This is a genomic window from Streptomyces sp. NBC_00654, assembly GCF_026341775.1.
Taxonomy (GTDB): domain Bacteria; phylum Actinomycetota; class Actinomycetes; order Streptomycetales; family Streptomycetaceae; genus Streptomyces.
Window position 1 is genome coordinate 3,145,229 of sequence record NZ_JAPEOB010000001.1, and the last position, 16,515, is coordinate 3,161,743.

The window sequence follows — 16,515 nt, forward strand, 5'->3', positions numbered from 1 at the left end:
GACGGTCGGGGGGCCCGGCACGGCAACCTTGACGCGACCCTGATCCTGGCCGCGGGGGAGGCGTCGTTCTCCGCCGGAGCTCCCGCATCGCCGCCCGCCGGCTCGTGATGTCCCCGGAGCCGGGGCACCCCCCCGGGCAGGCCCATGGCAGACCGAACGGCGGGAACGGCCCGATCAGAGCCCCGGCGGGAACGTGCCGCCCGGTGTCATGCCCGCCCGGCCCCCGGTGTCAGACCCGCCCCGGCCCCCGGTGTCAGACCCGCCCCGGCCACGGTGTCATGCCCGCCCCGGTCCCCGGCGCCCCTTGTCATTGATCTTCATCGTGTCCATGTCCGTCACCGTGGAGCGCAGCTCGCCGTGGCCGTAGCCCTGTTCCCGCAGCGCGGTCTGCGCGCGGTCCTCGGCGATGGCCCCCGCCATCTCCTCGCCGTCCGCCGCGTCGGAGACCACCACATAGCGGAAGCTGAAGTGCTTGAGCACGGCGTCGTACGTCAGGGAGCCGTCCTCGGTGAACCGCATCGCCGTCAGACCGTGCGCTTCCACCTCCGACAGCAGCCGGGCACGGGCGCTGTCCGTCAGCCCCTCCCAAGTGCCCCGGACGATCACCCGGTAGGTGTGCTGCGTGCCCATCCTGTTGCCTGCCCTCCGTCCGGAACCCTTGCGGACCGAAGGGTACGGCGGGCCGGCCGGGCGGGCCCAGGGAATTTCCCCCTGCCGGAAGGCCGGGGGAGGCAGTCCGCCTTTTCCGAAGTCTGACGGCTCCGCCCCTGGCCGGGGCGGCATCCAGCGTGTTCCATGGTCATCGGGGGCGCCCGGACCTGTGGCGGCCCGCGCGAGGGAGCGAGGTTGTCTTGGCCACGACCGTACGACGTGCCGTACTGACTCTGCCCGCGGCGTCACGGGGACCGGAGAATCCGCTGCCCGCCCTGCGGACGCTCGACGAACTGCATGCCGTGGACGAGCGCGAGCGGGCCGGACTGCCCAGGGACATGGCGCGCCAGCTCGGCCATGAGCCGCTGCGTACGGTCCTGCCGGTGCGCGTCCTCGACGGGTACGGGCGTGAGCGCACCCCCACCGGCCTCGACGCGATCGTCATCGAGAACGACCGGCTGCGCGCCACCGTGCTGCCCGGCCTCGGCGGCCGGCTGCACTCCCTGCACCACAAGCCGACGGGCCGCGAGCTGGTCTACCGCAACCCCGTGCTCCAGCCCGCCGATTTCGCGCTCAACGGTGCCTGGTTCTCCGGCGGCGTCGAATGGAACATCGGTGCCACCGGCCACACCACCCTCTCCTGCGCCCCCGTCCACGCGGCCGTGGTCCCGGCCCCGGACGGCGGCCGGATGGTCCGGCTCTGGGAGTGGGAGCGGCTGCGGGACCTGCCCTTCCAGGTGGACCTGTGGCTTCCCGACGACTCCGACTTCCTCCATGTCGGCGTACGGATACGCAACCCGCACGAGCACCCCGCGCCCGTCTACTGGTGGTCCAACATCGCGGTGCCCGAGAGCGAGGGCACCCGGATCCTGGCCCCGGCCGACGAGGCCTGGCACTTCGGGTACGAGCGGACCCTGACCCGGGTTCCCGTCCCGGAGACCGGCGGCACCGACCGCACCTACCCGCTGCGCAGCGAGTATCCGGCCGACTACTTCTACGAGGTGCCCGACGGCGCCCGCCGCTGGATCGCCGCCCTGGACGAGGACGGCCACGGACTGGTGCAGACCTCCACCGATCTGCTGCGCGGCCGCAAGCTCTTCCTCTGGGGCAGCGGCGCGGGCGGACGCCGCTGGCAGCAGTGGCTGACCGAACCCGGCACCGGCGGCTACGCCGAGATCCAGGCCGGTCTGGCCCGCACCCAGCTGGAGCACGTCCCCCTCGAACCCGGCGCCGAGTTCAGCTGGCTGGAGTCGTACGGACCGCTGTCCGCGGACCCCGCCGTCGTGCACGGCGACGACTGGGGCGCGGCCCGCGCCGAGACGGAGCGGCGGCTCGCGGACGCCCTGCCGCGTACCGATGTCGACGCGGCGTACGCGGCCTGGCTGCCGTTCGCCGACACCGAGCCGGCGGAGGCGCTCGCCACCGGCTCCGGCTGGGGCGCCCTGGAGGTGCGGCGGGCCGGCCTCGATCTGCCCGGCACCCCCTTCGCGGAGTCCACCCTCGGTGAGGAGCAGGGCCCCTGGCTGGAGCTGCTGCACCAGGGCGTCCTGCCCCGGCCGCGCCGGACGGGCCCGCCCGGACCCTCGCTGGTCTCCCCGCACTGGCGCGACATGCTGGAGACCGCCCCCGCGGACGCGCTCACCGAATACCACCTCGGAATCGCCCAGTGGCACGCCGACGACCGCGCCCAGGCCGTCCGGAGCTGGGAGCGCGGCCTCGCCCTCGCCACGTACCGCTGGCCGCTGCTGCGCTGCCTCGCCGTCGCCGCCCAGGACAGCGGTCAGGCCGACCGTGCCGCCGGCCTCTACACCGAGGCGTTCGAGGACCTGTGCGCGGAACGCCGTGACGACGAGTCCGAATCCTGGGCCGTCGCGGCCCCGGCGCTGGCCCGTGAGGCGATCGAGGCGCAGCTCGCCGCCGGGCGGCCGGCGGCGGCCCGCACGGTGTGGGCGGCCCTGGACCCCGCCGTCCGTGCGCGCGGCAGGTTCCGGCTCCTCGACGCCCGCATCCTGGTCGCCCAGGGGGAGACCGGGGCGGCGCGGGCGCTCTTCGACGCCGGGTTCGAGGTCGCCGACCTGCGCGAGGGAGCCGAGATCCTGGGCGACCTGTGGGCCGCGGTCAGCGAGGAGCCGCTGCCGGACGCGTACAACTACCGGATGCGCCCCAAGGACTGAGCGTACGGAACCCGGACGGCCGGGTCAGACGGGTACGTTGCGGTCGACGTACTCGAAGACCGAACCGTCCGGGTGCAGCGCGATGAGATTGCGGCCCGCCGGGGTCGGGACCGGGCCCGCGACGATGTGCGCGCCGACGCGGGTCAGGGCCGCGTGTGCCTCGTCGACGTCCTTGACCGCGATGGTCGCGGTCACCTTGCGGAGGATCTCCAGCTCCGACTCCGGTCCGCTCATCAGCAGGAAGCAGCCGATCGCGGCGACCGAGACCCCGCCGCGCTCGAAGCGCAGCGCCGGAGTGCTCGTCAGGCTCTCGTAGAAGGCCACCGAGGCCTCCAGGTCGTCGACGCAGATGCGCAGAGTGGTTCCGATGATTTCCATGCGTACGAGGGTAGTTGGCGGCCCCGGGGCGTGTGATCGGTTCGGTGCGGCCGGACCGTGGCTTTCCGGTTCGCGGTCCGGCCGGCAGGCGCAGGCGTCAGGCGCGGCACAGCAGTTCGCCGTGCGGGACCATGAACCAGCCGTCGTCCTCGGCACCCCAGGCGTGCCAGGCCCCGGCGATCTCCGTCAGCTGTTCCGGGCTCGCGTGGCCGCCCTCCACCGCCCGCTTCGCGTACGGCGAACCGGTGGTGCGGTCCGCCCACATGGTGCTCCACCAGGCGCGGGACTCCGGTGTGGCGAAGCACCAGGCCGCCGCGGTCGGGGTGAGGTCGGTGAAGCCCGCCCGCCGGGCCCAGGAGACCAGCCGGCGGCCCGCGTCGGGCTCGCCCCCGTTGGCGCGCGCCGTACGGCGGTACACCTCCAGCCACTCGGTCAGACCGGGCACCTCCGGATACCAGGTCATCGCCGCGTAGTCGCTGTCGCGTGCGGCGACGAGGCCGCCGGGCCGGCAGACCCGCCGCATCTCGCGCAGGGCCTGGACCGGATCGCCCACGTGCTGGAGCACCTGATGGGCGTGGACGACATCGAAGGAGTCGTCCGGGTAGTCCAGTGCGTGGACATCGGCGGTGGCGAACGTGACGTTGTCCAGGCCGCGTTCGGCGGCCGCCCCGGCGGCCTGCGCGAGGACGCCGGGCGAGCTGTCGACGGCGGTCACCGGGCCGGGTGCGACCAGCGCCGCCAGATCGGCGGTGATGGTCCCGGGGCCGCAGCCCACGTCCAGCACCGCCATACCGGGGCGGAGTTCGCCGATGAGGTACGCCGCCGAATTGGCGGCGGTCCGCCAACGGTGCGAGCGCAGCACCGACTCGTGGTGGCCGTGGGTGTAGACGGCGGTCTCCTTCGGCATGGCCGTGCGTCCTCTCTCGACAATCTCTTCCGGCTCTTCCGGCGTTCTCTCCCGCGAGCGGTACGGCCACGGTACGCCGCGATGTCGAATATTGAGATAGGCGTCTCGCCATGTGGTCGGCAGCAGCTGTGTCACACGGTCATCGGGCAGTAGACGGTGAGTGCTTCCGGCAGCTTGTCGATCATCAACTCCTTTTCGGAGTGCGCCACTTCGCCGTCGTACGCGTACGGGGTTCCGGGTGCCAGTCCGGCGATCCGCACCCGCTGCCGCCGTACCGCCGCGTGCATCGGGGAACGGGTCAGCGGTCCGGCCACCGCCGTCGCGAGCAGTCGCAGGCCGGGTGTCCGGCCGCCGTGGACCACCCTGATGTCCAGCAGGCCGTCCGCCAGGTTGTGCCGGCGCCCGGGAGCGGGTCCCACCCGCTGGAAGAGCCCGTTGCCCACGAACAGCAGCCACAACGGCCGCCGCCTGCCCTGGAGTTCTGCCTCCAGAGGGCTTTGCCCGCGCAGCACTTCGAAGGCGGCGAGCACCCCGGCGGGCCAGCCTCCGATCCGCGGTGCCCAGCGCTCCCGGGTCCGTACCAGCTCCGGATAGACCCCCAGGCTGAACGCGTTGAGGAAGTAGCCGTCCGCCCCGTCGGGCCCCTCGGGACCGGGCCGGAACCGTCCCAGGTCCACCCGGACGGCAGCGCCCGAGGCGAGCGCGGCCGCCGTGTCGTCGACCGTCTCGATGCCCAGGTCGTAGGCGAAGTGGTTGAGCGTTCCGCCGGGAAAGACGGCGAGCGGGATGCCGTGCGTCGCCGCGACGGCCGCCGCCAGGTTCACCGTGCCGTCACCTCCGCAGATGCCCAGGGCCCTGCCCCGGCCCGCCGCCCTGTCCAGCGCCTCGGACAGCTCGCCGGGCGCGCACTCCACGACCTCGGCGAGCGGCAGCGCGTCGCGCACCAGTGACGCGGTCGCGGTGGCCGTGCCGGACTCCTCGTTGACCACGACGACGAGATCCCTGCCGGACGCCAGCGCCGGAGCCGTGGCCGGAGGCCTCCCCGGCGGGGGCAGCTGTCCCCGGGTCGGTACGACTCCGCGCAGGGCGAAGGCGGCCCCCACGCCGAGCGCCGCGCCGGCCAGCACATCGCCCGGATAGTGCACGCCCGTGTAGACCCGGGAGGCGGCCACAGCCGCGGCGAGGGGGGCGACGACAGCACCCCAGCCCTTCGACTCCAGGGCGACCCCCGTGGCGAAGGCCGCCGCGGACGCCGCGTGGCCGGAGGGGAAGGACGTGGTGAACGGCTGCCTCTTGAGCTGCCGCACCAGCGGGACCAGGTCCAGTACCGGCCGTTCCCTGCGCACCGCCCGCTTGCCGACGGTGTTGATCACCGCCGAGGCGACGGCCAGCGAGGCGACGCCGCGCAACGCGGCCCGGCGCGCGCGGGCGCTGCCGCCCAGCGCCGCCATCCCGGCCGCCGCGCCGAACCACAGCAGCCCGTGATCGGCGCCGCGGCTCAGCCGGGGCAGCACCGTGTCGCCGGCCGGCCAGCTCCGGGCGGCGACGTTCCGGAAGAGGGCGAGGTCACCGCTGTGCAGCAGACCGCGCAGCCGGACCGCCACCGACGCGGGGAGGGAGGACCGGCCGGAGGACCGGCCGGGGAGGGAAGCGGGGAAGGGAAAGGACGAGGGGACGGAGGGCATGGCGCGTGGTGAGGGCATGGGTCAGCGAATACCCGGCCGGGCCGTGATGAACCGGCCGGCTCGCCGCGGCGAAGGTCACACCGGCGGTGGCCGCCCCGCGGAGCCGGGCCGCGGAAGCGAATCCGTACGATGACCGGGCGTCGAACGCGTGTACAAGGGTGGGCGCGGAGCGGCCCGGACATCACCTGGAGCAGTCATGAACATCCGACCGGAAGTGGCCGTGCGCGAACAGGCGCAGCTCGGTGAGGGACCCACCTGGGACCCGGCGACCGGGCGGCTGATCTGGGTCGACATCCTCTCCTGCCGCGTCCACACCTACGAACCGGAGACCGGCCGGCGCACCGTCATGGCCACCGGGCAGCACGTCGGAGCGGCCAAGCCGCGCGCCGGTGGCGGCCTGGTCGTCAATCTGCGCGAGGGCATCGGGCGCTACGACGCGGACGGCACCTTCTCCTGGCTGTTCCACGACCCGGTCCCGGGACGGCGCGGCAACGACGCCGCCGTGGCGCCGGACGGCTCCCTGTGGGCGGGCACCATGCGGGACGACGCGGCCGAGACCGGCGGCGGCCTCTGCCGCGTCGCGCCCGACGGCACGGTGACGGACACGCTGGGCGCGGTGGCGTGCAGCAACGGCACCGGGTGGAGCCCGGACGGCCGGCTCATGTACTACATCGACACGCCCACCCTCCGGATCGACGTCCTGGACGTGGACGGGGAGCACGTGCGCGACCGCCGCCCGTTCGCGACGATCGAGCCCGGCGCGGGCGCCCCCGACGGGCTGACGGTCGACGCCGAGGGCTGTGTCTGGGTCGCTCTGTGGAACGGCTGGGCCCTGCGCCGCTACACCCCCGACGGCAGGCTGGAGCGCACGGTCGCCCTGCCCGTGCCGCGCCCGACGTCCTGTGCGTTCGGCGGCCGGGACCTGCGTGACCTGTACATCACCTCCGCCCGGACCGGTTCCGACGCCCCGCCCCCGCTCGCCGGCTCGCTGCTGGTCCTGCCGGACGCGGGACTCGGTCTGCCCGGCACACCGTTCGCGGGCTGACCGGGGGACCGGCCGGCTTCGGCCTGTTCGCACACCTGGACGGGCGCCGCGCCCCGAACCTCCGTATAAAGGGCCCTGAGGGCAGCGCGGGTACGGCAGGCACGGAGTGCGAAGGCACGACGGTACGAAGCGGGCGTGACACAGGCACGCGTACGGACGGGGGCAGGAGCGGGCGGGGCCGCGGAGGCGGACGACGGAGGAGGACCGGGATGCACGGGACCGGGAGCACCGGGCGCGACGGGAGTTCCGGAAGCACCGGAAGTGCCGGGCGCGAGGGGCCTGTGGCGCATCATGTGCGGGAGGACCACGGCCCCGTCCGGTTCGGTCCGCCCGCCCCCGACCCGGGCCTGCCAGTACTGCCCGAGCTGGCCGAGGTCCTGGCCGCCGCGGCGGACGGCGCCCGGCCCGAACCTCCCGGCGGCGGAAGGGCACTGCGCGAGGCGGCCTGTGCCTACTGGTCGCGGCGCGGGCTGCGCGGCGGCCCCCGGCACGTCGCGGCCGCCCCCGGCGCGCAGCCCCTGCTCTTCGCGCTGATCGCCGCACACGGCGGCGACGTCCTGATGCCACGACCCTGCCCCGCCACCTGGATGCCGCAGGCGCGGCTGCTCGGCCGTCCCGCCTACCATGTGCCGACCCCGGCCGAGTGCGGCGGCATCCCCGACCCGTACGCCCTGCTGGAGACCGTGCGCCGGGTGCGGGCCGAGGGCGGCAGGCCCCGGCTGCTGCTGCTCTCCGTGGCCGACGACCCGACCGCCACCGTCGCACCGCCCGAACTGGTCAACGAGGCGTGCGAGGCCGCCGTCGCCGAGGGGCTGCACATCATCAGCGACGAGACCTGGCGCGACACCCTGCACCGGCCCCATGACACGGTCCTGCTGAGCCCCGCCGAGATGTTCCCCGGCGAGGTCACGGTGCTCAGCGACCTGGCCGGTGCGCTGACCCCGGCCGCCTGGCCCGTCGCGGTCGCCCGCTTCCCGGACACCGAGCGGGCCGCCGTACGCCATGCCCGTACCCTCGACATCCTCACCGCGCTGGGCGCACTGGTCGCGGGACCCGTCGCGCACGCGGCGGCCCACGCCCTGGGGGAGCCGGAGTCGGTCACGGCCAGAATCCGGCAGACCGCGGAGCTCCAGGCCCAGGTCGCCGCCGCCGCGCACCGCGCCGTGCTGGCCTCCGGGGCACTGGCCAGACCCCCGCAGGCGGGCCGCCATCTCTACGCCGACCTAGGCCCGCTCCGCTCCCGGCTGGCCTCCCGGGGCGTCACGGACTCGATGGAGCTGGAGGAGTACCTGACGGGCCGCCTCGGAGCCCCGGCTCCCGGCGGACACCGCTTCGGGGACGAGCTGGGCGCCCTGCGGGTACGTCTGGGCACCGGGCCGCTGCTCGGAGCGACGCCGCAGGAGGAACGGGAGTCCCTCACCGCGGTGGAGCCCCTGAAACTGCCGCACGTGGCGAAGGCGCTGAGTGCTTTCGCGGCGGCCTTCGACGAACTGAGATGAGCGCCGCCGACGGGAACCGTTCCGGCGGCCGGTCTCAGTGACCGCTCTTCGTCCGCAGCCTGCGCCACACCGCCGGGGCGCCGCTGATCAGCAGCGTCAGCCCCACCGCCGCGACCACGCCCTGCCACGGTTCCGGAAAGAGCGAACCGCCCAGAATGCCGATCAGCTGGTACGTCGCCGCCCACGCCAGACACGCCGGTACGTCGCCCCGGGCGAACCGCCGCAGCGGCATCCGGCCGAGCAGGCAGGCCAGCATCACCGGTATCCGGCCGGCCGGCACCAGCCGGGACAGCACCAGCACCACCACACCGTGCTCGTCGAGCTTCCGCCGCGCCTGCGCCAGCCGCTCCGGAGCGGCCCGGCGGCTGATCGTCTCCAGCCACTTCGAACCGTTCCTGGAACGCACCCCGCGCTGCCCCAGCCAGTACAGGCAGATGTCCCCCAGGAACGCCGCGGCCGACGCCACGACGAACACCACGAGCAGCGCGAACGGCGCCGTCTGGTGGAAGGCCACCACCGCGGCCGAACTCACCAGAGCCCCGGTCGGCACCACCGGAACCAGCGACCCCAGGGCCACCAGCAGGAACAACGACGGATAGCCGACCACCTGCTGCGTCGACTCGGTCGGCAGCTCGCGCACGACCCCCTGGATCTCATGGATCACGGGCCGGCCTCCGGCCGTACCCGTTCGCCGTGCCCCAGCAGGTGCACCGCGACCTTCGGGGCCGCCAGCGCCGCCTTCCGGACGAACTCGTCGCCCGGCGAGTGGAACTCGTGCGGACGGACTCCGTCCAGCCCGATCGGCCAGTACGTGCCGTAGTGGACCGGCACCGCGGCACTCGGCTCCAGCCGGGTCAGCGCCTCGGCGGCACGGGCCGGATCCAGATGGCTGTGGCCGAGGTTCGGGCCCCAGCCGCCCACCGGCAGCAGCGCCACGTCCACCGGCCCCACCGCTTCGGCCATGGCGTCGAACAGTCCGGTGTCCCCGGCGAAGTAGGTCCGTACCTCACCCTCCACCACATAGCCGAGCGCGGGCACCCGGCGCGGACCGACAGGCAGCCGCCGCCCGTCGTGCAGCGCGGGAACCGCCCGTACGCGTACCTCGCCGACCCGGACGACATCCCCCGGCGCCACCTCGGTGATCCGGAACTCGCGCATCCGGCGCAGCATCCGCAGACCGGGCACGGTGGCCACCGCTCCGCTGGGCACGATCAGCCGACTGCCGGGAGCGAGCCGCGCGAGCGAGGGCAGATGCAGATGGTCGGAGTGCAGATGGGAGATCAGGACCACATCGGCCACCGTCGCCCGGGGCGGCGGAAGCTCGCCCCGGCGCCGGCGCAGATGTGCCAGACGCCGTACGAACAGCGGATCGGTCAGCACCCGTACCCCGGAGTCCTCGACCGTGCAGGTGGCATGACCCCACCAGGTGACCTCCACCGGCAGTCCCGCCTCCTCGCTCGTCGCCCGGGAGCCGCGGTGAACCGCGCTCCGGGTACGAGCGTAAGCGCCGCGCGCCGGTGGCACGCCGGAGTGCGCCTTGTCGCCCGATTCCGCGGCGGTACGACCGGTTACGGAGGGCTACCGACCGGGTAGGGTCGGGCCCGGGATCTCACCTACGGGGGGCCGTTCATGGGGGATGTACGGGTGGCGGCCATCGCCAGCCTCACACCGCTCGAGGAGCTCGACGGCGACCCGTTCCTCGTCGACACCCGCAGTCAGCACGCCATGTGCGCGCGCTGGGCCGCGGGGCACGGCTACGCCGTCACCCGGCAGCTGCGCCTGTACGGGCTCCGCTTCGACCACCGCGCCCTGTGGAGCGATGTCGAGGACGGTCAGGTCGAGCTGTTCGTGGCGCCCAACGACCGGGTGCTCGCACGGGCGATCACCTCGGTGTCCGATTTCGCCGCGGAGTGCGAGCGCCGGGGCGTGCGCCTGGAGCTCGCCGGTCTGGACGAACCGGACTACACGGCACGGTCGAAGGCAGGCGTCCACCGCAGGCTCTCCATGCCCACCGCCGGTTACGACGGCTGCTGATCACCCCGGGAGCGGCCGCGGCCCTGCTCCGCACTCAGGCTCCGCCGTCCGGGGGACCCGCTGTGAAAGGCTGGGTCCGGGTCCACGACGGACGGACCCGGACGTGAGGTGGAACGGCGTGGGTGACGGGCGATGGCGTACGGCTGGCAGCGCCCTGATGCGGGTGGTCGCGGTGTGGGCGGTGTCCACCCTGACGATGCTGGTGCTCGCCGGGATCCTGCCCGACTTCCAGCTCCAGTCCGACGACGGCGACAGCATCACCAAGACCGCGTTCACCGCGGCGTGGGGCGCGGGCGCCTTCGGTCTGCTCTCCGCACTGGTCTGGCCCGTTCTCGTCCGGGCCCTGCTCATCGTGCCCGCCCTGGTCCTGGGCATGCTGGTCTTCTTCCTCAACGGCTCCCTGCTGCTGATCGCCCTGCGGCTCATCCCGGACGGGCGCGGGGCGGCCGACCCGGAGACGGCGGTGGCCGTCGCCGCCGTCATGTCCGCCGTCGCTTCCGCGACCTCCACCGCCCTCGCGGTGCGGGACGACAACGCCTACCGGCGCAGGCTCTCCCGGCTCGCCGACCGGCGCCGCCGCCGCAGCGGCACGGCCGGCACCGCGGACGGCGGGCGCGGCGGACCCCCCGGCATCGTCTTCCTCCAGCTCGACGGGGTCGGCCATGACGTCCTGACCAGGGCGGCGGCCGACGGGCTGATGCCGACCGTGGCGGGCCGTCTCGCGGACGGATCCGGTCACCGGCTGACCCCGTGGCGCACCGACTGGTCCAGCCAGACCGGTGCCAGCCAGCTCGCCATCCTGCACGGCAGCAACCACGACGTGCCCGCCTTCCGCTGGTACGAGAAGGAGACGGGGACCGTCATGGTCTCCAGCAGACCGGCGAGCGCCCTCGACATGCAGCGCCGGGCCATAGCGCACACCCATGACGGCGGGCTGCTCACCGTCGACGGCGCGAGCCGCGGCAACCTTTTCAGCGGCGGCGCCGACCAGCTCGCGCTCGTCCTGTCGATGGCCGCCCGACGGGGCAAGGGCCGCCGGTCGCGCGCCGGATACTTCGCGTACTTCTCCGATCCGGCCAACGCCGTCCGTACGGCACTGTCCTTCGTCGCCGAGGTCGGCCGAGAGATCGGCCAGTCGACCCTGGCCCGGGTGCGCAAGGAGGCGCCCCGGATCAAGCGGGGCGGGCTCTACCCCTTCATCCGGGCCTTCGCCACCGTCGTCGAACGCGATGTGGTGGTCTCCGCCGTCATCGGTGACATGTTCGCCGGACGCACCGCCGTCTACGCCGACCTCGTGGCCTACGACGAGGTCGCCCATCACTCCGGGCCGCACAGCCGCGACGCGGACAAGGTCCTCGCACGGCTCGACCGCTCCCTCGCCCTGATCACCAAGGTCGCCGAGCACACCCCGCGCACCTACCGGATCGTGCTGCTGTCCGACCACGGCCAGAGCCCGGGGGAGACCTTCGCCGGAATGTACGGGCTGACCCTCAAGGACCTGGTACGGGCGGGCTGCGGGCTGCCCGTACCGCGCCGGGCGCAGCGCACCCGCAGCGCCTCGGAGGCGCGCGACGCGGTCCGGATCGCGCTGCACCGCCCCGTGAAGGAGAAGGAGGCCGAACACCCGGCCAAGCTCTCCGACCCGATCGTGCTCGCCTCCGGAAACCTCGGCCTGCTCTCCTTCCCGGACATCCTCGGCCGCGCCTCGCGCGAACAGCTCGACCGCCGCCACCCCGCGCTGCTCAGCACGCTCGCCAACCACCCGGGGATCGGATTCCTCCTCGTCCGGAGTGAGGAACACGGCTCGGTGGTGCTGGGCCGGGGCGGGGCCGTGGTCCCGGTGCGGGAACTGAAGGACGGCACGGGCCCGCTGGCCGGGTTCGGCCCGGGTGCGGCGGACGCGGTGCGGCGCACCGACACCTTCCGGAACGTCGCGGACGTCATGGTCAACTCGATGTATGACCCCGACACCGGCTTCGTGCACGCCTTCGAGGAGCAGATCGGTTCGCACGGCGGGCTCGGGGGCGAGCAGTCGCGCCCCTTCCTGCTGTGGCCGCGCGCCCTGACGGACCCGTTCGACATCGTCGCCGCGGAGGGCGCGGAGGGTGGCAGCCGGGCGTCCGGGACCGAGTTGGCCGGAGCCGAGACCGTGCACCGGGTGCTGGCCCGCTGGCTGAGCGAACTCTCGGGGCCGCAGGTGCCGGTGAGCCCGGAGGGGTTCGCCGGAGCGGAGCGGGCGGACGAGCCGTTCCCCGCCGGCCCCGTACCGGACACCCCCGTACCGGACACCGATGAGGCGGTGCCGGGCAGTCCGGGCTGAGCTGTCCGCGGGGCGTTGTCAGTGGTGGGCGGCAGGATGGTGGTCATGACGAACTCAGCTGTTGTGCTCGCCGATGCCACCGCCTACGCCGCCGCCGTCGAACAGGCGTCGCAGGCCGCCGCCGCGTATTACGCCACGGGTGAGAGCCCGCTCGACGACGACGCGTACGACCGGCTGGCACGCGGGATCGCCGCATATGAGGATGCGCACCCGGAGGAGGCGCTGGCGGCCTCGCCGACGGGCAAGGTCGCGGGTGGCGCGGCCGTCGGGGACGTACCGCACACGGTCCCCATGCTGTCGCTGGACAACGTCTTCTCCGCCGAGCAGTTCGCCACCTGGACCGCCTCCCTGGAGCGGCGGATCGGCAGACCGGTGGCCGCCTGGAGCGTGGAGCCCAAGCTCGACGGCCTCGCCGTCGCCGCCCGTTACCAGCAGGGCAGGCTCGACCGGCTGATCACCCGGGGCGACGGCACCGCGGGCGAGGACGTGTCGCACGCCGTGGGTACGATCCTCGGCCTCCCCGAGCGGCTCGGCGAAGCGGTCACCATAGAGGTGCGCGGCGAGATCCTCATGACGGACGAGCAGTTCGAACAGGCCAACGCCACGCGTACGGAACACGGCGGTGCCCCCTTCGCCAATCCGCGCAACGGGGCGGCGGGCACCCTGCGCGCCAAGGACCGGCCCTACCGGGTCGAGATGACCTTCTTCGCCTACGGTGCGCTCGCGCTGCCCGATTCCGGGGAGCTGACCGAGACCCTGGCCGAACTGCCGCACAGCGAGGTCCTGTCGTACGTCGCCGGGCTCGGCGTGCACACGGCGGCGGACACGGACGTGGCGCCGCGCACGGTCACCACCGTCGAGGAGGTGCAGTCGCGAGTGGCCGGGATCGGCGCCCTGCGGGCCTCGTTGCCGTTCGGGATCGACGGCATCGTGATCAAGGCGGACCTCGCCGCCGACCAGCGCGAGGCCGGTTCCGGGACCAGGGCTCCGCGCTGGGCCATCGCGTACAAGCTCCCCGCCGTGGAGAAGGTCACCCGTCTGCTGGCCGTCGAGTGGAACGTGGGCCGCACCGGCATCATCGCGCCGCGCGCAGTGCTGGAACCGGTCGAGATCGACGGGTCGACCGTCAGCTACGCGACCCTGCACAACCCCGCCGACATCACCCGCCGCGACCTGCGCCTCGGGGACCAGGTGATGGTCTACAAGGCGGGCGACATCATTCCGCGCATCGAGGCGCCCGTCGCGCATCTGCGGACCGGCGACGAGCAGAAGATCGAATTCCCCGAGAGCTGCCCGCAGTGCGGTTCCGGGATCGACACGAGCGAGCAGCGCTGGCGCTGCACCCGGGGACGTGACTGCCGGCTGGTCGCCTCCGTGTCGTACGCCGCGGGCCGCGACCAGCTCGACATCGAGGGGCTGGGCGCCACCCGGGTCGTCCAACTCGTCGACGCGGGCCTCGTCAGCGACTTCGCGGACCTGTTCATGCTGGAGCGGGAGCAACTGCTGACCCTGGAGCGGATGGGCGAGACGTCCACCGACAATCTGCTGGCCGCCATCGAGACCGCCCGGAGCCGCCCGCTGTCCCGCGTCTTCTGCGCCCTGGGAGTACGGGGCACGGGGCGCTCCATGTCCCGCCGGATCGCCCGCCACTTCGCGACCATGGACCGGATCGTCGCCGCCGACACCGAGACGCTTCAGCTGGTCGACGGCATCGGCAAGGAGAAGGCCACCGGTGTGGTCGCGGAGCTGGCCGAGCTGGCCCCGCTGATCGACAAGCTGGTCAGGGCGGGGGTCAACATGACGGAGCCCGGCGCCACGCCGCCGCCGGAGCCCGGGGCGGAGCAGGACGCTGGAGCGGACGCGGAGCCGGGGACCCCGCCCGGTGACGGGCCCTCGGGCCTGCCCCTGGACGGGATGACAGTGGTGGTCACCGGTGCCATGACCGGCACCCTGGAGAAGCTGTCCCGCAACCAGATGAACGAGCTCATCGAGCGGGCCGGCGGCAAGTCCTCCTCCAGCGTCTCCAAGCGCACGAGCCTGCTGGTCGCCGGGGAGAAGGCCGGATCGAAGCGGAGCAAGGCGAAGGACCTGGGCGTCCGGATCGCGGCACCGGAGGAGTTCGCGGAACTGATCGCCGCGTTCCTGGAGCAGGAGGCCTGATCAGGGAACCTTTGATTGGGCAAGGAAGTGGCTTTCCTTGCCGCGGTATTGCATAGTGAGGGCTCGGTCATGCCTCGCTATCAGCGGGTCACATAGGTATGCGGACGGCTGTGGTGGCAGGCCGGGGGTGAGGAGCGATGCGTTCTCTGCGCGACGGACAGCGCTTCGTCCGGCCCGTCCACCGGGAAGGCCCGGCGATCCGGGCCCACCGGGAGCACCCCGGGTGCCCGGCACCCGGCGACCGGCCGCTCGCCCGGCGGGGCCTCGCGGTCGACCTCGGCAGCTCCCGGACCCGCGTCTGGGTTCCCGGACACGGCCTCGTGCCGGACCCGGTCCCGGACGACGCCTCCGGGCGGCCCGTCCGGCGCGGCCGCATCGTCGACCCCGAGTCCTGCGGCCGGCTGCTCGGCCGGATCGCCGACGCGGCCCTCGGCCCGGACCGCAGCGACAGCGTGATCGTCCTGAGCCATCCGGTCCTCGCCGGAGCCGGACACCGCACCGAGGCACACCGGCTGCTCGCCGCGCTCGGCCCGACGAGAGTCCTCGTGCTGAACAGCGCCCGCGCCGCCGCCGCGTACGCCGGACCGCAGGACAGCGGGCCGCTGCTCGTCGTCGACATGGGCGCCGAACTGACCGAGGTGACGCTGCTGGTGAACGGCATGGTCGCCGACGCCCGGCAGGCCGAGACCGGACTCAGCGACCTGGATCCGGCGACCCTGCCGGCGGCGCTCGTCCGCACCGTGCTGGACATGATCATGTCCATGTGGCGGCAGGACCGGCACGGCACCGTCCTCGGCGCCCTGCGCAAGGGACCGGTGCTGGCCGGCGGCGGCGCGCTGCGCCCTGACATCACCGACCGGCTCGCCCTCCGTCTCGGGGTACGGCTCCGTCTCGCCGACGACCCGTCGACCACGGTCGTACGGGGCGCCGGACTGATCCTCAGCTCGGTCCTCCGGCACGCCGCCACGCCGGCCGCCCTGCCCGGTCCCCCGAGGTGACCCCCCTCCCGGGGCCGCCCCGGGGCAGCGCACCCCCGCAGGGACGGCAGGACGCAACCGCACGCCGCGCGCGGCACACCCTGGCCCTGCTGCTCCTCGCCGTCCTCACCCTGATCGGCGGCGTGCCCGCGGCCGCCGGAGCGGCGCTCCCCGCCCGTGCCTTCTCCGGGCCGGCGCACGTCGCCGCCCACGCACCCGGCGCGTCCGCCCCCGCCCAGCACACCGACCGCACCGCGCATATCCGGCAGATCCACGACCTTCGCCGGGCCCGGCCGGCCGCGGCGCACGGACACGACGTCCGTACGGCGGTGGCCACCGGCCCGGACAGCCGCCGCACCCGCACCGCGGCGCTCACCGCCGACGACCGCCCCCGGGCAGCGGCCACAGCCGCCCCGCATCCCCGGGCGGGCGTCCTCCGGGCCCAGGCGCCCAGCCATTCGCCTCCGCCCTGCCACAGCGTTCTGCCACCGCACGCGCCGGTCCTGCCCGCTCCGGGCACCCGCACGGTGTGCTTCAGCCACGCCGCCTTCCGGCTACCCGACGGAAGTCCGGCCACGCTCCCCGGCGTACGGGGTCCTCCCGGGACGGCGGCCGGTCCGACGACCGGTCACCGGTCCTGTCCCACAGACCTGCCGTCCCGTCCTCGCTGAGGTGAGGGCGCAGG

14 protein-coding genes are annotated in these 16,515 nt (G+C 74.0%); 8 read left to right on the forward strand and 6 right to left on the reverse strand.

The annotated features are described in order from the left end of the window. Nucleotides 1-276 precede the first annotated feature (276 nt). Nucleotides 277-630: a DUF6204 family protein gene (locus OHA98_RS13475; protein WP_266925534.1), complete on the reverse strand. Its 354-nt coding sequence runs from the start codon at nt 628-630 to the stop codon at nt 277-279. 221 nt (nt 631-851) lie between these two features. On the opposite strand from OHA98_RS13475, the gene OHA98_RS13480 reads away from it, so the two are divergent. Then, nucleotides 852-2,825 (forward strand): DUF5107 domain-containing protein, encoded by a 1,974-nt coding sequence (locus OHA98_RS13480; protein ID WP_266925536.1) that lies wholly within the window; start codon nt 852-854, stop codon nt 2,823-2,825. Nucleotides 2,826-2,849: 24 nt separating this feature from the next. On the opposite strand, the gene OHA98_RS13485 is transcribed toward OHA98_RS13480, so the two are convergent. The 3 genes from OHA98_RS13485 to OHA98_RS13495 form a co-directional block, all read right to left on the reverse strand. Next, nucleotides 2,850-3,203 (reverse strand): VOC family protein, encoded by a 354-nt coding sequence (locus tag OHA98_RS13485; protein WP_266925538.1) that lies wholly within the window; start codon nt 3,201-3,203, stop codon nt 2,850-2,852. Nucleotides 3,204-3,300: 97 nt separating this feature from the next. Next, the gene (locus OHA98_RS13490; protein ID WP_266925540.1) at nt 3,301-4,110 is read right to left on the reverse strand and encodes a class I SAM-dependent methyltransferase; all 810 of its coding nucleotides are present in this window, start codon (nt 4,108-4,110) and stop codon (nt 3,301-3,303) included. A gap of 131 nt (nt 4,111-4,241) precedes the next feature. After that, entirely contained in the window at nt 4,242-5,813 is a 1,572-nt protein-coding gene (locus OHA98_RS13495) for a bifunctional phosphatase PAP2/diacylglycerol kinase family protein (RefSeq protein WP_266925542.1), read from the reverse strand. A gap of 178 nt (nt 5,814-5,991) precedes the next feature. On the opposite strand from OHA98_RS13495, the gene OHA98_RS13500 reads away from it, so the two are divergent. Both OHA98_RS13500 and OHA98_RS13505 read left to right on the forward strand, forming a co-directional pair. Continuing rightward, on the forward strand, nt 5,992-6,840 hold the full coding sequence (locus OHA98_RS13500; RefSeq protein ID WP_266925544.1) for an SMP-30/gluconolactonase/LRE family protein: 849 nt from the start codon (nt 5,992-5,994) through the stop codon (nt 6,838-6,840). A gap of 293 nt (nt 6,841-7,133) precedes the next feature. After that, entirely contained in the window at nt 7,134-8,339 is a 1,206-nt protein-coding gene (locus OHA98_RS13505; protein WP_266927908.1) for an aminotransferase class I/II-fold pyridoxal phosphate-dependent enzyme, read from the forward strand. Nucleotides 8,340-8,373: 34 nt separating this feature from the next. Here OHA98_RS13505 and OHA98_RS13510 read toward each other — a convergent pair whose 3' ends face one another. Next, nucleotides 8,374-9,003 (reverse strand): DedA family protein, encoded by a 630-nt coding sequence (locus OHA98_RS13510; protein WP_266925546.1) that lies wholly within the window; start codon nt 9,001-9,003, stop codon nt 8,374-8,376. After that, nucleotides 9,000-9,776: an MBL fold metallo-hydrolase gene (locus tag OHA98_RS13515; protein WP_266925548.1), complete on the reverse strand. Its 777-nt coding sequence runs from the start codon at nt 9,774-9,776 to the stop codon at nt 9,000-9,002. Before OHA98_RS13515 ends, OHA98_RS13510 begins: the two co-directional genes overlap by 4 nt. 192 nt (nt 9,777-9,968) lie before the next feature. Here OHA98_RS13515 and OHA98_RS13520 point away from each other — a divergent pair, with 192 nt between their 5' ends. From OHA98_RS13520 to OHA98_RS13540, 5 genes are all read left to right on the forward strand, one after another. Beyond that, nucleotides 9,969-10,373 carry a hypothetical protein gene (locus OHA98_RS13520; RefSeq protein ID WP_266925550.1) on the forward strand — a complete coding sequence of 135 codons (405 nt, stop codon included), beginning with the start codon at nt 9,969-9,971 and terminating at the stop codon, nt 10,371-10,373. A 157-nt stretch (nt 10,374-10,530) separates the two neighbouring features. Then, entirely contained in the window at nt 10,531-12,693 is a 2,163-nt protein-coding gene (locus tag OHA98_RS13525) for a phage holin family protein (RefSeq protein ID WP_266927909.1), read from the forward strand. 36 nt (nt 12,694-12,729) lie between these two features. Continuing rightward, the gene (gene ligA, locus OHA98_RS13530) at nt 12,730-14,853 is read left to right on the forward strand and encodes an NAD-dependent DNA ligase LigA (protein WP_266925552.1); all 2,124 of its coding nucleotides are present in this window, start codon (nt 12,730-12,732) and stop codon (nt 14,851-14,853) included. A gap of 137 nt (nt 14,854-14,990) precedes the next feature. Then, nucleotides 14,991-15,851, forward strand: coding sequence for a rod shape-determining protein (locus OHA98_RS13535; protein ID WP_266925554.1), 861 nt, complete (start codon nt 14,991-14,993; stop codon nt 15,849-15,851). Beyond that, on the forward strand, nt 15,848-16,501 hold the full coding sequence (locus OHA98_RS13540; protein ID WP_266925556.1) for a hypothetical protein: 654 nt from the start codon (nt 15,848-15,850) through the stop codon (nt 16,499-16,501). The genes OHA98_RS13535 and OHA98_RS13540 overlap by 4 nt, the downstream gene beginning before the upstream one ends. Nucleotides 16,502-16,515: the final 14 nt, after the last annotated feature.